Raw genomic sequence first — 21,360 nt, forward strand, 5'->3', positions numbered from 1 at the left:
AGGAACAATGCGAGAGATCGACCCGGCGCGCACCGCGGTGGTCGGCGTCCACTGGCAGCACGAGGTCGTCAGCCCCGACGGGCTGTTCGGTCCCTTCTTCGCCGAGCAGGTCGCCCGCCACCGCGTCGCCTCGTACGCCGCCCAGGTCGCCGGGGCGGTACGCGCCAGCGGCGGGCTGGTCGTCTACACGCGGGTCGCCCACCGGCCCGGCTACCCCGACCTCATCCCCAACACGCCCAGCTTCGCCATGATCCCCGAGCGGCAGGCATTCCTGGAGGGCGCGCCGAAGTCCCGCATCATCGACGAGGTCGCGCCGGAGGCGGGCGACGTCGTCATCACCCACGTGCGGCTCACCGGCTTCTTCGGTACCGAACTCGACACGGTGCTGCGGCGCAGACAGGTCGAGACAATCCTGTTCACCGGCGTCGCCACCAACCTGTCCGTGGCGGGAACCGCCTTCGAGGCGGTCAACCACGGGTACCGACCCGTGATCGTCTCCGACGCCTGCACGGCCGCGACCGACGAGGCCCACCGGGCGAGCCTGGAGACGTGGGGCCAGCTCGGCGAGGTGGTCACGACCGCCGAGGTCGTCGAGCGGCTGTCGCGATGAGTCGCCCCTCGATCCGAGCTGGCTGCGTCGCGGTCTGGTCCGGCTGGTTCCGAGGTCACGGGCTCTGCTGACGTCGGTCTCGCTCTCGGTCCGGTACGGCCGGCGCGGTTGCCGTACTTCGCTGCCGTCCCGCCACCCCCGGCCCCGACGGCCCATCCGGCGGCGGTTACGGTGCTCCGGTGCGCAGGGTGCTGGTGAGCGGCTGTCTGGGGGGCAGTCCGGTCCGGTTCAACGCGACCGGGGTGGATGTCTGCTCGCCGATCTGGGACCGCTGGGCCGCCGAGGGTCGCCTGGTGTCGTTCTGTCCCGAACTGTCGGTGGGGTTGCCGGTGCCCCGGCCACCGGCCGAAATCGTCGGCGGCGTCGCGGCGGAGGTGCTCGACGGTGACGGCAGGGTGCGGGAGGTGACCGGGCGGGACGTCACAGACCTGTTCCGGGTGGCGGCGCGACGGGCCGTCGACCGGGCCCGGGCGGCCGGGGTGGTCCTCGCCGTTCTGGTGGACCGCAGTCCGACGTGCGGCACCAGCCAGGTGCACGACGGGTCGTTCACGGGCCGCACGATCCCCGGGCGCGGTCTGGCCGCCGAACTGCTGGTCCGCGCCGGGATCCCCGTCTTCCATCAAGGCCAGCTCACGCAGGCCGCCGCCCTGTTGGATGGGCTCGACCGGGACGGCTAGCCATCGGCCTTCTCCCACGCGGGAAACGGCGTTTGAGCTGCCTGGAGCTGAGCCATTTGAATGCCTGCCTCCCTCGATGCGAAGGAGGCGAAGAGGTCCCGCCGCCCGCTCCCGGTCGGGGTTGCGGGCGGCCGGCACGATGGCCGGGTGCGTACCGCGATCACACCGCGACGGTCCCCGGCCTGGGTGACCGCCGGCTGCGTGCTGCTGCTGGTGGTCGGCGGCGCGCTGCTCTGGCTGCCGTTCCACACCCAGTACGCGCTCGACGACTGGAAGACCGACCTGCGGGCGCAGGGTGTGCCGGCGCGGGCACTCGTCTACGACCGCGTGTCCAAGCGTGGCGGCACGTCGACCACGATGCACGTCCGGTACGAGCTGTCCGGCCGGACGTACACGCGGGAGGTCGCCTGCTTCGAGGTGTGCCGGTCCATCGGCGACGAGGTGCCGATCTGGGTCAACCGGCGCGATCCGAGCGACTTCGTCACCGACTTCGACCAGCTCAGCGGGCACCGGGGCCGCGTACAGGGAGGGCTGGGCGCCGTCGGGTTCGGGATCCTGGTCGTGGCGGTCCCCCTGACGCTGTCCCGCGCCCCGTTCGGGCGCTGGTTCCCCCGGCGTACGCCGCGGCGGTCGTCGGCCGCCCCGAAGCGGGACGGTGCCGCGTTCACAAGCCGTTCCAAGCACAAGCGCGGCGGCCGCTGACCTTCCGCCGTTCGGGCGGCAATTGCGGTTGGCTCACCTGTACGGGGTGGGTACCGTGGTCCGGCACCTCCCGGTGCGCAGGCAACGGCTACTTCCGCTTCCCACGGGGAGACGCGGGTTCGAATCCCGCCGCCGCCGATGCGCGGTGTCGACCAGCGGCCCAGGTCACCTTGGCCCGCGAGGGCCGGTCTCCGTTGCCGCTTCGACCTCGGGAGGCGCGTTCACGCCGCTTACCCGGTGCGATGGGGACGGTTACTTCTGGTAGAGGGCCCACAAAGAAGGGCCTTGCGGTTCGAACCCGCACACGCCGTGTCCGACCTCGATCTCGGGTGAGCGGCGTGAACGCCTACGGACGCGAAACCCCTTGCCGCTCCGGCGCCTCAGCCTGTACGTTCTCGTCGCACGTCCCGGTGCGAAGGTGACGGATACTTCTTTCCCGAACGAGCCCGTCGCCGTTGTCGGTCTCGGGACGTGCTCACGCCGCGTACCCGGTGCGCAGACGACGGATACTTCTAATCTATGGGTCGGGGGTTCGAGTCCCCTCCAGCCGTTGTGCTGGTAGCTCAGTCGGCAGAGCAATAGGCATTCCGTCGTCGACCTTCTGGTCTCGGGTACGCGGCGCGACCGTTCCAGCCACCCACCATCGTGGAACGGCAAACTCCGTTGCCCGGCCGCCGGTGCCGCCGCTACGGTCGGGTCCGCACTTCCCGGTGCGAAGGTGACGGTTACATCTGGAGGGGCGAACGCCCCGGCGAAGGACCCGTCCGTCGCCGGCTCCGATCTCGGGAGGCGCGACCACACCACACCCGGTGCGCAGGCGACGGTTACTTCACGGATCCGCAGGTTGGGGGTTCGAGTCCCCCCACGCCTTCGGGCGGGTAGCTCAATCGGACAGAGCGGCGGACAAGTCCGTCGCCGACTCTGGTCTCGGGTGTGCGTGTGGCCGCGTCCTCTCGTACGAAACATGGGGGACGTGATGGCCAAGTTCAACCTCAAGCTGCGCAGGAACCGGCACGAAGACGACTACGAGGTCGTCACCGCCGAGGGCGCCCCGGGTTTCGCCCGCGAGCCGCGGACGGAACTGTTCCTGCTCGGCGTGTCGAACATGGTCGGCGAGGACACCTTCTACGAGGGCGCCGCCGACCGGGACGCCCGGTTCCGTGAGCTGGTCGCCACCGTCGCCGTCGCCGACCCCGACTGGTTCGCCCGCTTCGTACCGTGGCTGCGCACCGGCGCGATGCTGCGTTCGGCGGCTGTCGTGGCCGCCCTCGAGGGCGCCCGCGCGCAGGTGGCGGCCGGCATTCCCGGATCGCGCTCCATCGTGGACTCGGCGTTGCAGCGCGCGGACGAACCGGGCGAGGCCCTCGCCTACTGGCTGGGTCGCCACGGCCGTGCGCTGCCGAAGCCGGTCAAGCGGGGCATCGCCGACGCGGCCGTGCGGCTGTACCACGAGCGGAGCCTGCTCAAGTACGACTCCGACCGCAACGCCGTCCGGTTCGGGGACGTCATCGACCTGACCCACCCGACGGCGAAGGACGAGCGGCAGGGTGACCTGTTCCGGCACGCGCTGGACCGGCGGCACCAGCGGGACAACCCGCTGCCGGCGTCGCTGACCGTGCTGGCGGCGCGGGCCGAGCTCATGGCGTTGCCGGTCGAGCGGCGTCAGGAGATCACCGACCCGGCGGTGCTGGGCGCGGCCGGAATGACGTGGGAGGCCCTCGCCGGCTGGCGGCAGACGGCGATGGACGCCCCGGCCTGGGAGGCGATCATCCCGACGATGGGCTACCTGGCGCTGCTGCGCAACCTGCGCAACTTCGACCAGGCCGGCGTCAGCGACGCCGTCGCCGAGACGGTGGCGGCCAAGCTGTCCGACCCGGGCGAGGTCGCCAGGTCGCGGGTGCTGCCGATGCGTTTCCTGTCGGCCTCCAACGCCGCGCCGAGCCTGCGGTGGGGGTACCCGCTGGAGAAGGCGTTGCAGCACGCGCTGGCGAACGTGCCCGCCCTGGACGGTCGGACGCTGGTCCTGATCGACACGTCGGGCTCGATGAACAGCGCCTTCAGCAAGGACGGCACGCTGCGCTGCTGGGACGCGGCCACCGTGTTCGGCCTGGCGCTGGCCGCCCGCGCGCAGGACGCGACGGTCGTGTCCTTCTCCCACGACGCCCGGGTGTTCCCGGCCGTCGCGGGCGAGTCGGTGCTGGCGGCGGTGCGCCGGTTCAAGGACGGCGGCTATTTCTACGGCGGCGGGACCGAGACCGAGAAGGCGGTGCGCCGGCACTACGCCGGGCACGACCGGGTGGTCATCCTCACCGACGAGCAGGCGCACTGGCACCGTTCGGTGGACGTGACGGCCGCGGTGCCCGGGCAGGTGCCGGTGTACACCTGGAACCTGGCCGGATACCGGGTCGGGCACGCCCCGACGGCCGGGAACCGGCACACGTTCGGCGGCCTGTCCGACGCGGCGTTCGCGATGATCCCGCTCATCGAGGCGGGGTCCCGCGGGCATTGGCCCTTCTGATCGCGCCACGGCGTCGGCCTCCCACCGGAGGCCGACGCCGCCGCTGATCTCGCCGTTGCCGCGCGGCACTCCCCGGGAGCGGGCCCACGACCGAGTGTCCGTGTCGGACACGGGCCGCTGGTTGAACATCAGCGCGGCGGTAGCAGAACGCGCTGACCGGATCGAAGCCACTGAGCAGGGGACCTTCGACTAGCCCCCGGCTGTCGCACGCTCCGTCAACCGACCCGTCTGCCGCCGCGCCAGCTCGGCGTACCGGCCGCCCAGTGTCATCAGCTCCTCGTGGGTGCCGCGCTCGACGATCTCGCCCTGATGCAGCACGACGATCTGGTCGGCGTCGCTGACCGTGCTGATCCGGTGTGCGATCACGATCCGGGTGCAGCCGAGCGCCGACAGTTCGGCGGCGATCGCCGCCTCGGTCAGGGTGTCCAGGTGGCTGGTCGCCTCGTCGAGCAGGAGCACGTTCGTCCTGGCCAGCAACGCCCGGGCGATCGCCAGCCGCTGCCGCTGGCCACCGGAGAGCGCGCCGCCGCCCTCACCGACGCCGGTGCTCAGGCCCATCGGCATGCGCTCCAGATCCGGCAGGAACTGCACCTTGCGCAACGCCTCGCGCAGCTCGTCGTCGGTGACGTCGAGCCGGCCGAGCGTCAGGTTGTCGCGGATGGAACCGCCGAAGATGTACGGGAACTGGGTGACCACGCCGAAGCGCTGGCGTAGCGGCTCCAGGTCGTACTCGTCGAGGGGCCGCCCGTCCACCAGGACGCTCCCGGCGCTCGCCCGCAGCAGCCCGGTGAGCAGCCGCACCAGGGTGGTCTTGCCGGAGCCGGTGGACCCGACGACCGCCACCTTCGACCCGGCCGCGACCCGCAGGTCGATGTTCTTGAGCACCAGCGGTGTGCCGAGGTCGTACCGGAAGTCGACCCCGCGCAGCTCGATCTCGCCGCGCAGCTCGACCGGCTGGTGGGCCTGCGGGCACGCCCGTTCCGGTTCCTCGTCCAGCACGTCGTAGATGCGCTCCAGGTGGGACCCGATCGTCTGGAGGTAACGCAACGCACCCATCACCTGCCCGACGGGTGCCAGCAGCAGCCCGGCGACGACGTTCAGGCCGAGCATCGTGCCGAGCGACATCCGGCCGGCCACCACCTGGACGACGCCGAACAGGAGGAGCACCAGCGGCGCCGCGACCTGGAACATCCCCATCGCCGACTCGTTGACGAGGTCCAGCCGCCGCCGCTCGAACCCGGCCCGCACCGACACGGTGAACCGGTCGGCCCACCGGCGCAACGCCCAGTTGGACAGCCCGGAACTCTTCAGGAACTCCGCCCCGGCCAGCGCGTCGATCGCGCTGCTCTGCGCCTTCGCGTCGGCGGCCAGCTCGCGCTGGGCACGCTCGTGGACCAGCCGGATGGTGCTCAGCACGATGCCGAACTGGGCAACCGCCAGGACCGCGACCACCGCCGCGTACGCCGGGCTCAGCGCCACCAGCAGGGCGGTGTAGATGAAGACGAAGACGGTGTCGAGCAGGAGCGTGGCCAGCTGCGAGGTCAGCATGTCCCGCACCGCCATGTTGCTGCTCAGCCGGCCCATCAGGTCGCCCGCGCCGCGGGTCTGGAAGTAGGCGTACGGCAGCCGCATCAGGTGGCCCATGAAACGCTCACCCAGGGTGCCGTCAAGCCGACGTTGGAGCACCAGCAGCGCCAGCCCCCGGGAGAGGGTGGCGAGGGTGTGCGTCACGATGTACGCGCCCACGCCGAGGGCGAAGAGGGACAGGGTGTCCGCCCGCTGCCCGATGAGGACGTCCACGCCGTACTTCGTCGCCCAGGCGGAGGCGAGCCCGAGCACCTGCACCACGGCCGAGAGCGCCACGGCCAACACCATGAGCAGCGGCGCCAGCCGGACCAGGTCGCGGAGGAACCGCAGGGCGAGGTGGTCGCGGATCGGGCGGCGCCGGCGCCGCATCGACTCTTCCGGCGTGAACTCCAGCACGGTGCCGGAGAACTCCGCGAAGAACTCCTCGTGCGTCAGCCGGCGCCGGCCGTGTCCGGGATCCACCATCCGGATCCGGCGCCGCCCGACCTTCTCCAGCACCGTGAAGTGGTCCTCGCCCCAGTGTGCGATGGCGGGCAGGCGGACGCCGGCCAGCCCGGCCTCGTTCACCCGCAGTCCCCGTGCGGCCAGCCCGTACTCGCGGGCCACCTCCAGGATGCGGCGGGCGCTGGTGCCGTCGCGTCCCACCCCGAAGTGGGCGCGCAACTCCCGGACCTCGGTGGCGCGTCCCAGCCCGCCGAGCACCATGGCCAGGCAGCTCGGCCCGCACTCGGTGCTGCTCATCTGGACGATCACCGGTACGCGGGTCACGCTTCCTCCTCGGCGACGGCACGGGCGGCGGTGGCCGGGCCGGGTGGTTGGCGGTCGCGGGGCGCCGCGCCGACCGGCGGAGCCAGCAACAGGACGTTCGGCGTGCGGTCGGGCCGAGCGGCCCGCAGCAGCCCGTAGCCGATGCCGGCGGCACCCATCAGCAGTCCCGGCACGTGCATCCCCTGCGGTACGCCGCAGAGCTCCTCGCCGGCGAGCACCGTCTCGGCGACCGCGCGCGTCGCCCTGCGCGCCGTCGCGACGAGAGTCCCGTCGCCGGTGGCCAGGCCGGCGGTGAGCAGGGCTTCCGCCAGGCCGAGGTCGCCGTGGCACAGGCAGTCGTTGCCGGTGCCGGTGAGCAGCTCGCCCGAGGTGAGGCTGCGCCGCACCGAGGCGACCGCCGCGTCGAGGTCGGCGCGCACCTCGGGGATGGGCACGGTGCCGAGCATGGCCGCGCGGGCCAACGCGACGCCGGCCGCACCGTGACACCACGCGTTCATGAACGTGCCCGGCGGGGTGACGTCACGGTGGTCGGGCCAGTTGCCCGCGGCGGCGTCGTACTGGAGGTGCTCGTACCGCACGGCACGCTCGGCCGCGTCGAGGTAGCGCTGCCCGCCCGTCACCCGGGCGATCTCGGCGAGTGCGTAGGCGATGCCGGACACCCCGTGCGAGAAGCCGAGCAGCGGCGATCGCGCGGGGATCGCGGACGGCCACGCCAACCCGGGGTCGTGGGCCGAGGCGGTGGCGAGCAGGTGGTCGCCGGCCGCCCGCAGCGCCACCGACGTCCGCTCGTCCGGATCGACCGAGTGCAGGGCGCGCAGCGCGAGCGCCGCCCCAGCGGTGCCCGCGACCACGTCGAGGTGGCGGTCGCCGTCGAACCGCCGGAGCAGTTCCGGGACGAGCCGACGTGCCTGGTCCAGCAGCGGTTGCGCTCGCCACAGCGCGCCGAGCTGGGTCAGCGCGTGGACGTAGCCGCCCAGTTCGCTGAAGCCCCCGATGCCAAGCAGGTCACGGTCGGTCTCCGGCCAGTCGAGCAGGGCGTCGACGTGTCCGCTGAGCATCGCGGCGATCGCCTCGGCCGCGGACCGGAACCGCGCCAGGCCGGTCCGCTCGCCGAGTTGGCCGAGGAACACCGCGATCCCGGACAGCCCGCTGTAGCTCTCGAACGCCGTGGGTACGACGCTCCAGTGCCGGTCGGTGACGAGCGCGAGGGTCAGCCACACCGGCCGGGCCGGGTCGCCGAGCGCGGTCTCGAGGAGTCGGTCGCCCAGGCGGACGGCGGCCCGCTCCGCGAGCGCCTGGTCGATCTCCTCGGCCGGCGCCGCGCGCGTCCGGGGTGCGATGGCCCCCTGGCCGTCGCCGAGTTGCAGCGCGGCCAGCGACGCCGACACGGCCCAGCTCTGTTGGCGCAGGTCGGCGGCGGAGAGCCCGGCGATCCGGTCCCGGACGAGGTCCAGTCCCCGGTGGGGGAAGAAGTCGCGTACGACGAGGCCGCGATCGTCGTACAAGTCCCGGGAGTCGGGTCGGGTCCGGAAGAACGGGATGTCCCGCCGGGCGAGCTGCCGGATCTCACTGGCGGCGACGGCTCGGTCAGCGACCAACTCGGGGTGGCGGGTGGCGAGGACCTCGAACAGGCACTCCCGGTCCAGGGCGTCGCCCAGCACCACCGGATGCCAGGATTCGCCGAGGATGCGGCCGTACACCATGGTGGGCAGCACGATGAACCGGATCTCGTCCGCGGCGAACGCGGCAACCGGCCCGTCGGGTGCGACCAGCTCGTCACGGTGCGCGAGCAGCAGCCGGTAGCAGGCTTCGAAGCCGGCGACCAGGTCAGCCTTGTACCGGGCGGGGTCCGCCGCGGTGCCGGCGACCGTGGGCAGGTTGTGCCCGCCGGGCATCTCCATGCGGGCCCGGGTCCGCCGCATCTGGTCGGTGCCGGTGTCCTGCCACCGCGGCACCTTCATCGGGCTCAGTTCTCCTCGCCCGCCGGCCATCCCGGACAGCTCGGTGGTCACCACCGCGTCGCCGTCCTGCTGGATCAGGCGCTGCGGCAGCAGGCCGATCGACAGCACGGACTCATCGATGCGCTGCATCGCCTCGGCGGGCAGCACCAGCGGCCGGGTGTCGGTGGTCGGCCGAGCCTGCTGGAAGATCGCTTCCAGGTCGACGATCACCGGGTGCTCGCCGGCGGCGATGACGTTCTCCAGGTGGATGTCCGAGGCGCGCAGCAGATACAGCAGGCTCAGGTACGCGCCCTGGCGCCAGTAGAAGCGGCGCAGCCCCTCCTCGTCGGCGCAGCTCTCGGGGTGGACGAACTCGACCCAGCCGTACCCCGTCCGCTCCACGATGGCCAGCCGGCGCAGTGAGCAGGCCATCCCCTTGGCGTTGAGCCAGTCGACCAGGGCGTAGAAGTGCGACTCGACGGCGAGCGGGCGCGGCTTGTAGACCACCTTGCCGCCGCCGGCGAAGGTGAGGATCGCGACGCTCCGCCCGCCGCGGTGCGTGTCGCCGGCACCGGTCTGCACCTCCACGAGATCGTCGAGCGAGGCGGCGGTCAGGCCGAACTCCGCGCGCAGCGCCGGCAGATCGGCCAGCACGCGTCGGGCCAGCTCGCTGCGTACCGTCAGCCACGTCTCCATCTCGTCGACGAGCTCCCGGGTGAGCGTCGGATACTCGGCGAGGATCCGCAGGGCGTACGCGGGCTGGCGAAGCTGCCGGGCGAAGTCGCCGAACCGTGCTGCCGGCGTGTCACCGGAGAGTGTCCCCGCGCTGCGTGCGCGCTGCAGGTGGACCGCGAGCACCGGACTGATCATCGCCAGGTGGACCTCGTGGTTCGGCCGCAGCAACGGATGGTGCGGCGGAACCTCGCCCCGGTGGCCGAGGTCACGGGCGAGCCGGCGCACCTCCTCGTGCAACCGCTGCTGATAGCGGTGCAACAACGGGTGCACCAGCGCGAGCAGGTCGGCGGTCGGTCCCAGGTCGGCCGTCGGCCCGGCGTCGAACGCGGGCAGGTCGGCGGGGTCGGTGGACCACGCCTGGGCCACGCTCGTCAGCCACGACGGTGGCTGCGGCACCCGGTCGCGCAGGCTGTCGGAGGACTCCCCGAGGAGCAGCTCCAACTCCTCCTCGCTGAGGCCCGCCTCGTGCCACCGGGCGAGGTTCGGCTCCAGTCCGCCGGTGGCGGCCCGGACGGTCCGCCAGGCGTCGAGCCGGCGCGCGCCCCGGCTGCGGGCGGCCTCGGTGTCGGGCACCGGCACACGCCGCCGTTCCTCCAGGGACAGGGCAGCCCACCAGGCTGGTCGGTCGAACACGTCGCTGCCGAGGTCGGCGCGATCGCTCGTTGCGGTGTTGCGTGGGGCCATCACGTCTCTCCGTTGCGGCTCGTCACGATGGAACGGGTTCCGGGTGGGCGGAGACGGCGGGCGTCTCCGCCCACCCGGTGACGCGACCGGAGTGCCGATCGCCGTCGCGAGATCAGCAGCAGCCGACGCTGAAGATGCCGCAGGTGCCACAGATGCTGTGCTTGAAGGTGGAGATCGTGACCGTGATGGTGAAGCACACCGCGCTGCTACCACCGTTGATCTCCTGGTCGAGGTCGGTCAGGTCCAGCTGACCGATCGGGTCCTCGACGAGTTCCGGTCGTTCCGTCATTTCTGTCACCTCCCCTCGTCAGATCGCGAACCGTCGCTGTTCTGGCCGAGCGGAATGAGCGTTTCAGACGCCGGTTGTTTTCCGGTCGACGCTCGGTTCGCTGCCGATTCAGTCGCGGTAGAGCCGGTCGCCGTCGGTCTTGACCGGTGAGCCGGCGGCGTCCAGTGTGGTTTCTGCCGCCATCGGGCGGCACCGGTTCCTGGCCGAGCCGAGTTTCCGATTCCGTCGCCTGTTCTGACCGCGGGCTCATCGCCGCCCGCCGCAATCTCCGCACCCGTCACCCGGGTGGAGTGGCAGGCGTGGCGACACTTCTTCTATCGATCGGAGAAATCATGGAAACTGCTGCGAGGGCGTGGAAGGACCCGGTTTTCCGGGCCACTCTCGACGACAGCGAGCTCGCCGTGCTGCCGGCCCACCCGGTCGGCCGGGTCGAGTTGGGTGAGATGGTCACGGACGGGACCCGGGGCGCCGGCACCGAGTCCACCGCGACGATGGGCTGCTGCAACGGGGAGCCCTACACCTTCCGCACCTGCCTCACCTGCTACCCGCTGTGGACCTGCCGCACCTGCTGGGGATGCTGATGAGCAACACGGTTGTGCGCGCATGGAAGGACCCCGCCTTCCGCACCACGCTCGACGACGCCGACATCGCCCTCCTGCCGGAGAGCCCGGTGGGCGCCGTCGGTGGCCTGGACTCGGATCTGGCGGACATCTTCGGCGGTGACCGGGCGTTCACCTTCTACACCTGCTTCACCTGCCAGTGGGGCAGCCTCGGCTGCACCAACACCTGCTGGATCATGACGGCCGGATGCACGTCGGGAAGCTGCTGACGGCGGTCGACAAACCGCATTCCAATACCGACGACTGACCGATTTCCACGCAGGCCGGGGTGGGCATCGTGGTGACGGTGTCCACCCCGGGCCGGAAGGCCGGGCCACGACAGCCGCGGCCGTTCCGGACGCGGATAGATGAGGGCGGAGACATGTTCGACGAGATTCTTCAGACGCCGAACTGGTGGCGTGGCCTGACCCGGTCCGAACGGGCCGGAGGCACGCCGTTGATCACGGAGGAGCAACGCGACTACGGTCGCCGCCGGCGGGACGCCTGGCGTGGCGGCCACATCCTGCGCGGCACCGACATCTCGCTCGACCGGTGGGAACGACTCGGGCTGGCCGAGGACGGGATCGTCGAGCTGCTGGCCGAACCGGCCGAGTCGCTCGCCGCCAGGATCCCCGACCGGCCGGCCTGGCTGGACGTGATCGCCGAGGCGTGGCGGCGGTTCGGGTCGACGCGCCTCGACGACCTCGCCGGTGGCGGCCCGGCGACCGGATGCGATCACGACGACCACGACCACGGGCACGACCAGGCCGGGAACGTGGTGTTCCTGAACCTGATCGCGCCGTTGCTGGCGTGGGGCCAGGAGGAGTTGGGCAGCCGGGTGGCCCGGCTGGCGGCCCGGCACGGCCACGGCGACACCCTGCCGGCGGACCACTCGCTGCTGCAACCGCCGCTCGACCGACTCCTGCAAATGATCATCTCCGTGATGATCCTCGAGGTGAACGTGGCCCGGGTGGAGGGCCGGCTGGCCGGGGCGACACCGGCCGAGCGGATGTCGTCGTTCATCGCGCAGATCCGTACGCCCGAGACGGCGCTCGGCATCCTGGCCGAGTACCCGGTGCTCGCCCGGGAGCTGGTCACCTGCCTGCGCACCACCGTCGACGTCCGGGCCCGGTTCGCCGAACGGCTCCTCACCGACCTGCCCGAGCTGCGGCAGACCTTCGGTGGGGACTGGCACGGACTGGCCGACCTGGCCCGGGTGAGCTTCGGCGCCGGGGACACCCACCGCGGCGGCCAGACCGTCGCGATCCTCACCTTCACCGACGGCCGCAAGCTGGTGTACAAGCCACGCAGCCTCAGCGTGGAGGTCCACTTCAACCAGGTCCTCGACTGGCTCAACGCCCACGGGCTCCGCCAACCGCTGCGGCCGCTGCTCGTCCTCGACCGGGGCGAGTACGGCTGGGTGGAGCACGTCGACGTCGCGTCGTGCGAGAACGAGGAGCAGGTGGACCGCTTCTTCTGGCGGCAGGGCGCGTTCCTGGCGCTGTTCCACGCCCTCTGCGGCTCGGACCTGCACCTGGAGAACGTCATCGCGGCCGGGGAGCACCCCGTCCCCGTGGACCTGGAGGCGATCTTCCAGGTGCTGCCCCGGGTCACCGGGGCGCAACTGGCGCCGCTCACCTTCGGCGAGGCGCCCCGCGTGGTGCGGGACTCGGTGCTCCGGGTCGGCCTCCTGCCCGAGCGCATCATCACCGCCGACGACGAGGGCATCTACGACGCGGAGGTGAGCGGCCTGGCCGGCTCCGGCGGCCAACTCTCACCCGCCCGCCTGCCCACCTTCGTCGCCGGCGGCACCGACGAGATGCGGGTCGTGCGGGACCGCCGGGAGATGCCGGAGACGCAGAACCGCGTACGGCTGGACGGCCGGCCCGTCAACGCGCTGGCCCACACCGACGCCCTCGCCGCCGGCTTCACCGACTGCTACCAGATCATCTCCGCCCACCGCGACGACCTGCTCGCCGCCGGCGGACCCGTCGCCCGGTTCCGCGACGACGAGGTGCGGTTCATCCCCCGCCCCACGATGACGTACGGCCGGGTCCAGTCGGAGTCCTGGCACCCGGACCTGCTGCGCGACTCGCTCGACCGGGAGATCTTCCACGAGGTGCTCTCCTCCGCGTTCGTCGACCTGCCGGACCGCGACGTGCTCTTCGGCAGCGAACATCGACAGCTCGCCGACCAGGACATCCCGGCGTTCCACACCACCCCCGGCTCGACGGACCTCTACGACGCGCAGGGAGTGGTGGCCCGCGATTTCCTGGAGACCAGCGGATTGGCGGCCGTGCGGGCGCGGATCGGCGCGATGTCCGAGGAGGACCTGCGGCGACAGCTCTGGTGCATCCGCGCCTCCATGTCCGGGCTCACGGTGGGTACGCCCCGCGCCGAGCGGGTCGACTCCAGGCCGCTGCCGGAGGCGCCGATCGACGTCGATCTCGCCGTGCGGGCCGCCCGGTCGATCGCGGACCTGCTGCTCGACGCCGCCCTGGCCGCCGACGGCGAGGCGCCGTCGTGGCTGTCGGTGAACTTCATCGGCGACCGGTACTGGAAGGTCGGCCACGCCGGCATCGACCTGTACAGCGGGGTCGCCGGAGTCGCCCTGTTCCTCGGCCAGCTCGGCGCGGCCACCGGCGACGCCCGGTTCCGCCGGCCCGCCGAACAGCTCGCCGCCCAGCTCGCCGAGGTGACCCGCCAACTCGCCGCCAGCCCGGACCGGGGGGCCGGGCTGCCGATCGGCGGCTTCGGCGAGCTGGGCGGCCTCGTCTACGTACTGGGCCAGCTCGCCGAGGTGTTGCGGGCGCCCGCGCTCGTCGACGCGGCCCGGCAGGCCGCGGCGCTGTGCCAGGAGCGGTTCGCCGAGGACAAGGTGCTCGACGTGATCAGCGGCACCGCCGGGGCGGCGCTGGCGATCCTCGCCCTGCACGACGCCCATCCCGACGAGCAGACCCTCGACGCCCTCAAGGCGGCCGGTAGGACGATCGCCGACCGCGCGATCGACGTGCCCGGCGGGACAGGATGGCAGGTCGAGTACGAGAACGCGCCGGCGCTGCTCGGGTTCTCCCACGGCGCCAGCGGCATCGGGTACGCACTGGCCCGGATCGCCCAGCTCACCGGCGACGACCAGCTCGCCGAGGTGTGCGGGCGGGCGTTGCGCTTCGAGCGGCACCACCTGTCGCCGGAACGCCGGAACTGGCCCGACCTGCGGGTGATCAGTGGTCCGGGCGCCTTCATGAACGCCTGGTGCCACGGCGCCGCCGGGATCGGACTGGCACGCGCGGCGATGCTGCGACTGCCCGTGCTGGCTCCCTGGCACGACCTGATCCGCGAGGACCTGCGCATCGCGACCGGCAAGGTCCGCGACGACCTGGTCGTCGACGGGCGGTACACGGGCATCGGCAACGACTCCATCTGCCACGGGGACCTCGGGTTGGTCGAGACCCTGCTGGCGGCCAGTTCGGCACTCGACGAGCCGGACGGCGCGGCGCTGGGTCTGCGGTGCGCGCGGGCGATCGCCGAGCAGGTCCTCGCCGGCACGCCCCGGGCCGGGGTCCCGGAGCAGGTCAGCACGCCCGGGCTGTTGATGGGGCTCGCCGGCATCGGCTACGGCCTGCTCCGGGTGGCGATGCCGCACCGGGTGGCGAACGTCCTGCTGCTGGACGCACCGGGGCACGGCGGCGATCCGGGTCGGCCGGCCGAGCGAGGGCACCACGTGGTGGTGGCCGCCTGAGCGTCCCGCCCCCGTCTGGACGGGGCGGTCCGGGGTGTCGGGCGGCGACACCCCGGATCGCCCCGTCGTGACCTGCCGGTCAGAAGTCGGTGGGCACGGCGAGCGGGCGCAGCAGCGACAGGTCCACGTCCTCCCCGAGCAGGATCGTCCGTTCCAGCCGCTGGATCTGGGCCCCCGGGTCGATGCCCAGCTCCTCCCTGAGCAGGCAGCGCAGGTGCCGGGCGACGCTGAGGGCGTCTGCCCGCCGGCCGGTCTCGTAGAGCGCGGTCATCAGCAGCTCCCGGAAGCGTTCCCGCAGCGGGTGCGCGACGACCAGGCATTCCAGCTCCGGTATCAGGACGTCGTGCCGGCCGCAGGCCAGCCCCGCGCGCAACCACAGCTCGGTCGCGGCGAGCCGGCGCTCGGTCATCCGGATCCGCTCGGCCGCGACCGCGGGGGCGTTCCCGACGTCCGCCATGGCCGTTCCGCGCCACAGCGCCATCGCCTGCCCGAAGTGCGCCATCGCCTCCTCGTACGCCGCCGTCGCGAGCGCCCGTCGGCCGTCCGCGCAGAGCGCGTCGAACCGGTCCACGTCCAGCTCGCCCGGGGACACCCGCAACTCGTACCCGGCGGGCCGCGTCCGCAGGACTTCGCCGTCGGGGTCGTCCAGGCTCCGGCGGAGCCGGTGGACGTACTGTTGCACCAGCTTGCGTTGGCTGCCCGGCGCCTCCTCCGGCCACAGCTGCCGCACCAACTCGCCGCAGGGCACGACGTGGTTCGACCGGACCAGCAGGACCGCGAGCAGCGTGCGCCACTTGTCCTGTCGAAAGTCCTGCCAGGTGCCGTCGGCCGACTTCGTCTGTACGGGACCGAGTATCCGGTATCGGATCGATTCGGGCAGGGCCACGCTTCCGCCTCCCACATCAGTGCGACATCCGTCTCGTTCACCGGGTCACCGCTCTCCGCCGTGCCCGAGCGGCGACGGGCGCACGAGCGGTGCCCGGACCGGCCGGACCGGGAGCGGTCTGCCGGGGCCTCCGCCGCCGCGCGCTCCTGCCGCGACGGGGAGGTCCCGTCAGCCTCGGGGGGACCGGGTGTGTCCGGCAAGGACAGTCGCCTGTCCCGGTCACGGCCGACATGTCCGGCCTGGTCAGCGCGGTGCCTCGGACCTGTCCGGACAGCTCACCGCCCGAACCCGGCCCCCGCCGATCGAGTTGTGGCGATAGCCTGTGGGCCATGTCGGCCGGGGCTACGGGGGACGAACGACCGGATGAGGCTGCCACCGTCGCTGAACTCGTCGCGCTCATGGCACGGCTCAAGCAGCGGTCCGGGTGCACGTACCGGCAGCTCGAACAACGGGCCGTCGCGGGCGGCGAAGCGCTGCCGCGCAGCACCATCGCCGACGTCCTGCGCCGGCCGGCGCTACCGCGCGCCGAGGTCCTCGCCGCGTTCGTCCGCGCCTGCGGAGGCGACCAGGAGGAAGTGGACGTCTGGCTGCGGGCACGGGATCGACTGGGCACCGCGACCGAGCCCACGGCACCGCCCCCGGACGCACCCGATCCGGGTGACGTCCCGGACGCACCCGATCCGGGTGACGCCCCACCGGTCCGACGCAGGTGGCCATGGCTGCGCCCTGCCTTCGCCCTGCTGGCTGCCACCGGCCTGGCGATCCCGCTTGCGGTGTGGGCGATGGACCAGCGTGACCAGCCAGACCGTCAGCCGGAGCGGCCCGTCGTCTCCGGCAGCCTGGACCTGCCCGAAGGGGGAGCGTGGGCACAGATCCATCCGGTCGGCTCGCCCACCTTGTGCCTCTCGGAAGGGCGCGAGCACACCGGCCGGTACCCGAGCTCGGTCGCGACCCTGCAGCCTTGCGACAAACCCGACCTGCCCCGCACCCGCATCGAACCCGTCCGGGACAACCTCGTCCACATCCAGTGGGATCATCCTCAGTTCGGCATCGGCTGCCTCACCGTCCTGAAGTCACCACCGGTCCAGGACATGCTCGAACCCTGGACGGACTGCAGCGCCAGCAGGAAGGAACAACTGTTCGCCGTCGAGCGGGTCGACGCGCCGGTCCCGGGTGGCTACCGGCTGCGGCCGGCGGCCAGCGGGCTGTGCGTCGGCATCCGGGACGACGCCCGCACGCCCATCGGCGCGGAGGCGATGCAGGGGCCGTGCACCGGCGAGGCCCACCAGGAGTTCCTCATCGAGCTGACCCCGGCGTCCTGACAAGGGCCGGGCGTCGCACGTCCAGCGCTCCTTGGCCCGCCTACCCGGTCCGGAGGCCACGCCCCGGACAGGTGGCCGCCACCGCGCGGGAGGCCGCACGGGTCCGGATCGCAGCCGACGGGAAACGAGCCTGGTTCCTGTCGGTGGGGTCCTCTACTGTCCGCGGACGTGAACGCAGTGCAGACGTACCGGTATCTGGGGTCCTCCGCGTTGGGACAGGATGGACTCGCCCTGCAGACGAGTGGGGGGCCCGCGCCGAACCCGCGGTTCTTCACCGGCTTCCTCACCACCCCGCACGCGGCGGCCGTCGGCCTGCTGGCGGTCGCGGAGGTGGCCCGGACCCGGTACCACCGGCCGGTCAGCCCGGCGAGCCTCGACCCCGTGGTGACCGGCAGTCGGGACCGGCTCCGGTTCGAGTCCTTCTCCGGCTGCTGCGGGGTCTACGCCCGCCTCGACGCCCTGCCCGACGGCCTGGACGGCGACGTGGTGGAGCACGGCACCACCAACGTCGACGTCAACAACCCGCTGCGGGAGGCCCTGGCCCGGGTCGGCGGCCTCGACCCGCTGCACCTGTCGGTCGGCCCGGAGGACCTGACCGTCTCCACCATGGACGGCGCGGTGGTGGAGAAGAAGGTCCCGCTGCCGGTGCGGTGGCTGCGCGGCTTCGCCGAGGTGCAGGTGCTGGCCGCGAGGTTCGAGCCCCGGGCGGAGGTCCCGGCGGCCGAGGCGGCGGCGTTCCTGCGCCGGCTGCCCACGACCGCCGACCGGTCGGTGCTCTGGGTGGTGCCGGCCGGGCGCTCGCTGCGGCTGACCTCCCGGCCCGTGCCCGGCGCGGTCTGCCTGGCCGGGGCGAGCCGGCTGGCCGCCCTGCGCCCGATGCTGCGGTTCGCCCGGACCCTGCGGGTGTACGGGCCGACCGTCGCGGCCGGGTCGGCACCCGTGCCGAGCACCTGGGAGCTGGACACGGGCGCGCTGCGCCTCTCCCTGACCCTCTCCCCCGAGCCGTACCGCGGGTTCTCCGGCGAAGGCGCGGCGCTCACCGCGCTGGCCGGGGACGAGGTCGTCGACGACGCCGACCTGGTCGCCGCCCTACTCTCCTGGGACCCGGCCATCGACGTGGATCGGCTGGCGGCGGAGGCCGGGATCGACGCGGCACGGGTCCGGGGCGCGCTGGCGCAGCTCGGCACCGCCGGGCGGGTCGGATACGACGTCTCCGAGGCCGCGTACTTCCACCGGGTGATGCCGTACGACGCGGGCCGGGCGGAGCGGGACAATCCGCGTCTGGTCGGCGCGCGGGCACTGCTCGACGCCGGGGCGGTCGAGTGGGACGGGACGTCCGCCACGATCCGCAGCGGCGACCAGGTGTACCGGGTCCGCCGGCTGCCGGACGGCGGGTTCACCTGCACCTGCCCATGGTGGGCGAAGCACCGGGGGCAGCGGGGACCGTGCCGGCACGCGCTGGCCGCCCGGATGCTGACCACCGACCAGGTCGAGGAGCGGGTGTGAGCCGGGCCCAGCAGACGCTGCTGATGAAGAGCACCGTACGGCGGCGCCGGGAGCTGGCCGCCGGCGGGACCAGCGATTTGTTCGACCTGGTCCAGAACGGCTCCGCCACGCTGGTCGCGGACGCCCTGGCCGGCCTGCCCGAGCAGCGCCGCAGGGAGATCGGCGTCGAGCTGACCGCCTGGTTCAAGGAGCGGAACCGGTCGACCTGGTGGCCGGTCGGATCGGGCACCGCCCTGGCGGTCGCCGTGGTGGGCTGCCTGCCCAGCGCGGCACAGGCGGCGGCGATCCTCGCCCGCAACTCGGTCAACCCGGACGGCGAGCGGGCCGCCGCCCTGCTGTCCGGCGTCGCCGAGGAGCGCGGCATCACCTGGCTGGGCGACCTGGCGCACCGGCTGGCCGCGAAGGTCAACCAGCAGACGTGGGTCGAGCGGTGGCGGTTCGTCGCCGCGCTCCTACGGGCGGAGGGGGTCGCCCCGCCGACCGACGACCGGTTCGTGGAGCTGTGGCTGGGGGCGGTGGAGCTGCCGGACCGACGCCGCTCCGGGCCGCCGACTCCCCTGGTGGACCGGTTGCGCAGCGACCCGTTCCTGGCCGCCATGCTGCCCCGCCTGTTCGAGGTGGACGGTCTCGGCTCGCGGATGATGTTCGACGAGGTCGCCACGACCTGGGAGGAGCGGGAGCGGCACGTCCTGCCGACCGCGCTGGCGCGGCTCGCCGCCGAGGGGGTCGTCGACCGGACGATGCTCATCGACGGCTCGCTCGGCCGGCTGCTGCGCGGCGACCGGGCGGCGGCGCTGCGCGCCTTCACCACCCTGCTCCACGAGCTGACCCCGACCACCGCCGAGGTCGCCGCCCGGGCCACCGACTACCTCCGCCTGCTCACCGACGCGCCGGCGCCGGTCGCCACGATGGCGCAGAAGGCGTTGCGGGATCTGCCCGACCTGGAGATCGAGGCGGTGCTCGACGCCTCGCGTGAGGTGCTGCTGCGGCCGGACAAGACGCTCGTACGGGCGCAACTGGCCTGGCTGGACCGGTTGGCCCGGCAACACCGGGACCGGGCGGTGGAGGTCGCCGAGGTGATCGGGGTGGCGCTCGGGCATCCCGCCGTCGAGCTGCGCGACCGGGCGAGCACGCTGGCCGCCCGGCACGGTCACGACCCGGCGACGGTCGGGACCGGCCCGGCGGTCAGCCGGCCGCGCGGGGACGACCTTCCCCCGCCCGCGCCGCCCGCGCCGGCGCCCGACCCGATCACCCACGTGGACGAGCTGGCCGAGGAGGTCGCCGCCCTGCTCGGCACGCCGTCGCACGGCGCACCGCTGGACCGGATCCTCGACGGGCTGGTCCGGGTCACCACGACCGAGGGTCCACGGGTGCACGCCGCCCTCGCCCCCGTCGTCGACCGCCGCCACTGGTCGTGGGGCAACGAGCACCGCTACGACCCGCTCTGCCTCTGCCAGGTGCTGGTCGACGTGCTCCTCACCGCTGGCTCCACCGAGCAGCAGCCCCGGCGCCGCAGCCGGTGGGCGGCGCTGCTGGCCGCCGTCCGCCGGACCGACCGGACGCCGTCGGCGCCGGAGCTGGCCACCACCGATCCCCGGGTGCCCCCGCCGCACCGGCTACTGCGGGCCCGGCTCGCCGAGATCGGCGCGCACGTCGACGAGCCGGGGCAGCCCGGTCTGCTGGCCGCCCCCACCTCCGCCAACGGCCTGCTCGACCCGCTGGCGCTGGTGGAACGGCTCGCGGCGTGGGGCGACCGGACGCCCTGGTACTGGGACCTGACCCAGGCCCTGCTGCGCCTGCCCGCCGACGCCGACGACGCGGTGGCGAACAAGGCGGCGGCGCTGGGCACGCCGGCCGGGGAGCGGCTCGCCGCCTGGCTGCGCGGCGGCGGACTGCCGCAGCCGGTCATGCGGGCCACAACCGTCACCCGGCGACCCCGCAAGGCCGGCTACGACTGGGAGTTCGACCAGCTGGCGCCGGAGCGGATCCTGGTCGAGCTGCGCCCGCCCGACGGGTACGAGGACCGGTACGGCCTGCTGACCGCCGACCCGGCACCGATCGGGGTCGAGTACTCCGGCTGGATGAAAATGTGGCCGTCGATCCTGCCGGGGCACCGGGGGGTGGTCGCCGCGTACACCCTCCCGTTGGTGGCCGGGGCGGCGGACATGGACCAGCGCGACGGCGCCGTGGTGCTGCCGCTACTCGCCGAGAGCAGCGGCACCGGCGGGGTGGCCCTCGACCTCGCCCTGGCCTACGGTCTCGGGGCCCGGCACGGCGCGGACCGGGTCGCCGCCCTGGACGCCCTGCTCGGGCTCGCCGGGGCGGGGCAGTTCGACGCCGGTGGGGCGGGTGAGCAGCTCGGCCGGCTGGTCGCCAGGCAGTTGGTGAAGCTGACCCGGGTGGTGGAGCCGCTGCGGGACGCCGCCCTGGCCGGGGCGCCGCTGACCGTGTGGCGGCTGGTCGCCGCCGCGTTGCCGGCGGTCCTCGCCGCACCCAGGCCGCCGCGCGGCCTGCCCGACCTGCTGACCCTGGCGACGGAGACGGCCACCGCGACCGGTGTCCGGATCGAGGTGCCCGGCCTGGGCGAGGTCGCCGGCCAGGGCGGGTCGTCCCGCCTGGTCACCGAGGCCCGACGCCTGCACCGGGCGCTCACCACGGCCTGACACCTGTCGATGGTCCGGCGGGTCTGCGATCCGCCGGACCATCCAGCGGTGGCCGTCGTGCGGCGCCAGGCCGATGATCCGACGCGGTCGCCGTGCCCGGGCCGCGCAGCGGCGTCGGCATGCCGACGTCCCTCG

14 protein-coding genes are annotated in these 21,360 nt (G+C 73.2%); 10 read left to right on the top strand and 4 right to left on the bottom strand.

Going from position 1 to position 21,360, the window contains the following annotated elements; all coding sequences use genetic code 11:
• Positions 1–7 precede the first annotated feature (7 nt).
• From ACZ6Q9_RS01900 to ACZ6Q9_RS01915, 4 genes are all read left to right on the top strand, one after another.
• Positions 8–610, top strand: a complete 603-nt coding sequence (locus tag ACZ6Q9_RS01900; RefSeq protein ID WP_393453991.1) for a cysteine hydrolase family protein — start codon at positions 8–10, stop codon at positions 608–610.
• 179 nt (positions 611–789) lie between these two features.
• Entirely contained in the window at positions 790–1,287 is a 498-nt protein-coding gene (locus tag ACZ6Q9_RS01905) for a DUF523 domain-containing protein (protein WP_396826809.1), read from the top strand.
• A gap of 147 nt (positions 1,288–1,434) precedes the next feature.
• Positions 1,435–1,989 carry a DUF3592 domain-containing protein gene (locus ACZ6Q9_RS01910; protein ID WP_393453986.1) on the top strand — a complete coding sequence of 185 codons (555 nt, stop codon included), beginning with the start codon at positions 1,435–1,437 and terminating at the stop codon, positions 1,987–1,989.
• A 964-nt stretch (positions 1,990–2,953) separates the two neighbouring features.
• A complete protein-coding gene (locus ACZ6Q9_RS01915) occupies positions 2,954–4,507 on the top strand; it encodes a TROVE domain-containing protein (protein WP_393453983.1) in 1,554 nt (517 codons plus the stop codon).
• Between the two features lie 189 nt (positions 4,508–4,696).
• Here the strand turns inward: ACZ6Q9_RS01915 and ACZ6Q9_RS01920 are convergent, their stop codons facing one another.
• The 3 genes from ACZ6Q9_RS01920 to ACZ6Q9_RS01930 form a co-directional block, all read right to left on the bottom strand.
• Entirely contained in the window at positions 4,697–6,862 is a 2,166-nt protein-coding gene (locus tag ACZ6Q9_RS01920) for a peptidase domain-containing ABC transporter (RefSeq protein WP_396826806.1), read from the bottom strand.
• On the bottom strand, positions 6,859–10,221 hold the full coding sequence (locus tag ACZ6Q9_RS01925) for a type 2 lanthipeptide synthetase LanM family protein (protein ID WP_396826804.1): 3,363 nt from the start codon (positions 10,219–10,221) through the stop codon (positions 6,859–6,861). Before ACZ6Q9_RS01925 ends, ACZ6Q9_RS01920 begins: the two co-directional genes overlap by 4 nt.
• A 112-nt stretch (positions 10,222–10,333) precedes the next feature.
• Positions 10,334–10,510, bottom strand: a complete 177-nt coding sequence (locus ACZ6Q9_RS01930; RefSeq protein ID WP_176737180.1) for a hypothetical protein — start codon at positions 10,508–10,510, stop codon at positions 10,334–10,336.
• A 332-nt stretch (positions 10,511–10,842) separates the two neighbouring features.
• Between ACZ6Q9_RS01930 and ACZ6Q9_RS01935 the strand changes: the two genes are divergently transcribed.
• From ACZ6Q9_RS01935 to ACZ6Q9_RS01945, 3 genes are all read left to right on the top strand, one after another.
• Positions 10,843–11,091, top strand: coding sequence for a mersacidin/lichenicidin family type 2 lantibiotic (locus tag ACZ6Q9_RS01935; RefSeq protein WP_393264291.1), 249 nt, complete (start codon positions 10,843–10,845; stop codon positions 11,089–11,091).
• Positions 11,091–11,339, top strand: coding sequence for a mersacidin/lichenicidin family type 2 lantibiotic (locus ACZ6Q9_RS01940; RefSeq protein ID WP_357464787.1), 249 nt, complete (start codon positions 11,091–11,093; stop codon positions 11,337–11,339). Before ACZ6Q9_RS01935 ends, ACZ6Q9_RS01940 begins: the two co-directional genes overlap by 1 nt.
• 152 nt (positions 11,340–11,491) lie before the next feature.
• Positions 11,492–14,848, top strand: coding sequence for a type 2 lanthipeptide synthetase LanM family protein (locus tag ACZ6Q9_RS01945; RefSeq protein ID WP_393453974.1), 3,357 nt, complete (start codon positions 11,492–11,494; stop codon positions 14,846–14,848).
• A 79-nt stretch (positions 14,849–14,927) separates the two neighbouring features.
• On the opposite strand, the gene ACZ6Q9_RS01950 is transcribed toward ACZ6Q9_RS01945, so the two are convergent.
• Positions 14,928–15,734 (bottom strand): AfsR/SARP family transcriptional regulator, encoded by an 807-nt coding sequence (locus tag ACZ6Q9_RS01950; RefSeq protein ID WP_393453971.1) that lies wholly within the window; start codon positions 15,732–15,734, stop codon positions 14,928–14,930.
• 329 nt (positions 15,735–16,063) lie between these two features.
• Between ACZ6Q9_RS01950 and ACZ6Q9_RS01955 the strand changes: the two genes are divergently transcribed.
• The 3 genes from ACZ6Q9_RS01955 to ACZ6Q9_RS01965 all read left to right on the top strand — a co-directional run bounded on the left by ACZ6Q9_RS01955 (position 16,064) and on the right by ACZ6Q9_RS01965 (position 21,225).
• On the top strand, positions 16,064–17,056 hold the full coding sequence (locus tag ACZ6Q9_RS01955; RefSeq protein ID WP_393453968.1) for an RICIN domain-containing protein: 993 nt from the start codon (positions 16,064–16,066) through the stop codon (positions 17,054–17,056).
• Between the two features lie 168 nt (positions 17,057–17,224).
• Positions 17,225–18,562, top strand: coding sequence for an SWIM zinc finger family protein (locus ACZ6Q9_RS01960; protein WP_393264304.1), 1,338 nt, complete (start codon positions 17,225–17,227; stop codon positions 18,560–18,562).
• Positions 18,559–21,225 (top strand): DUF6493 family protein, encoded by a 2,667-nt coding sequence (locus tag ACZ6Q9_RS01965; protein WP_396826800.1) that lies wholly within the window; start codon positions 18,559–18,561, stop codon positions 21,223–21,225. The genes ACZ6Q9_RS01960 and ACZ6Q9_RS01965 overlap by 4 nt, the downstream gene beginning before the upstream one ends.
• Positions 21,226–21,360 lie beyond the last annotated feature (135 nt).

It is taken from the genome of Micromonospora sp. NPDC049139 (assembly GCF_055586845.1).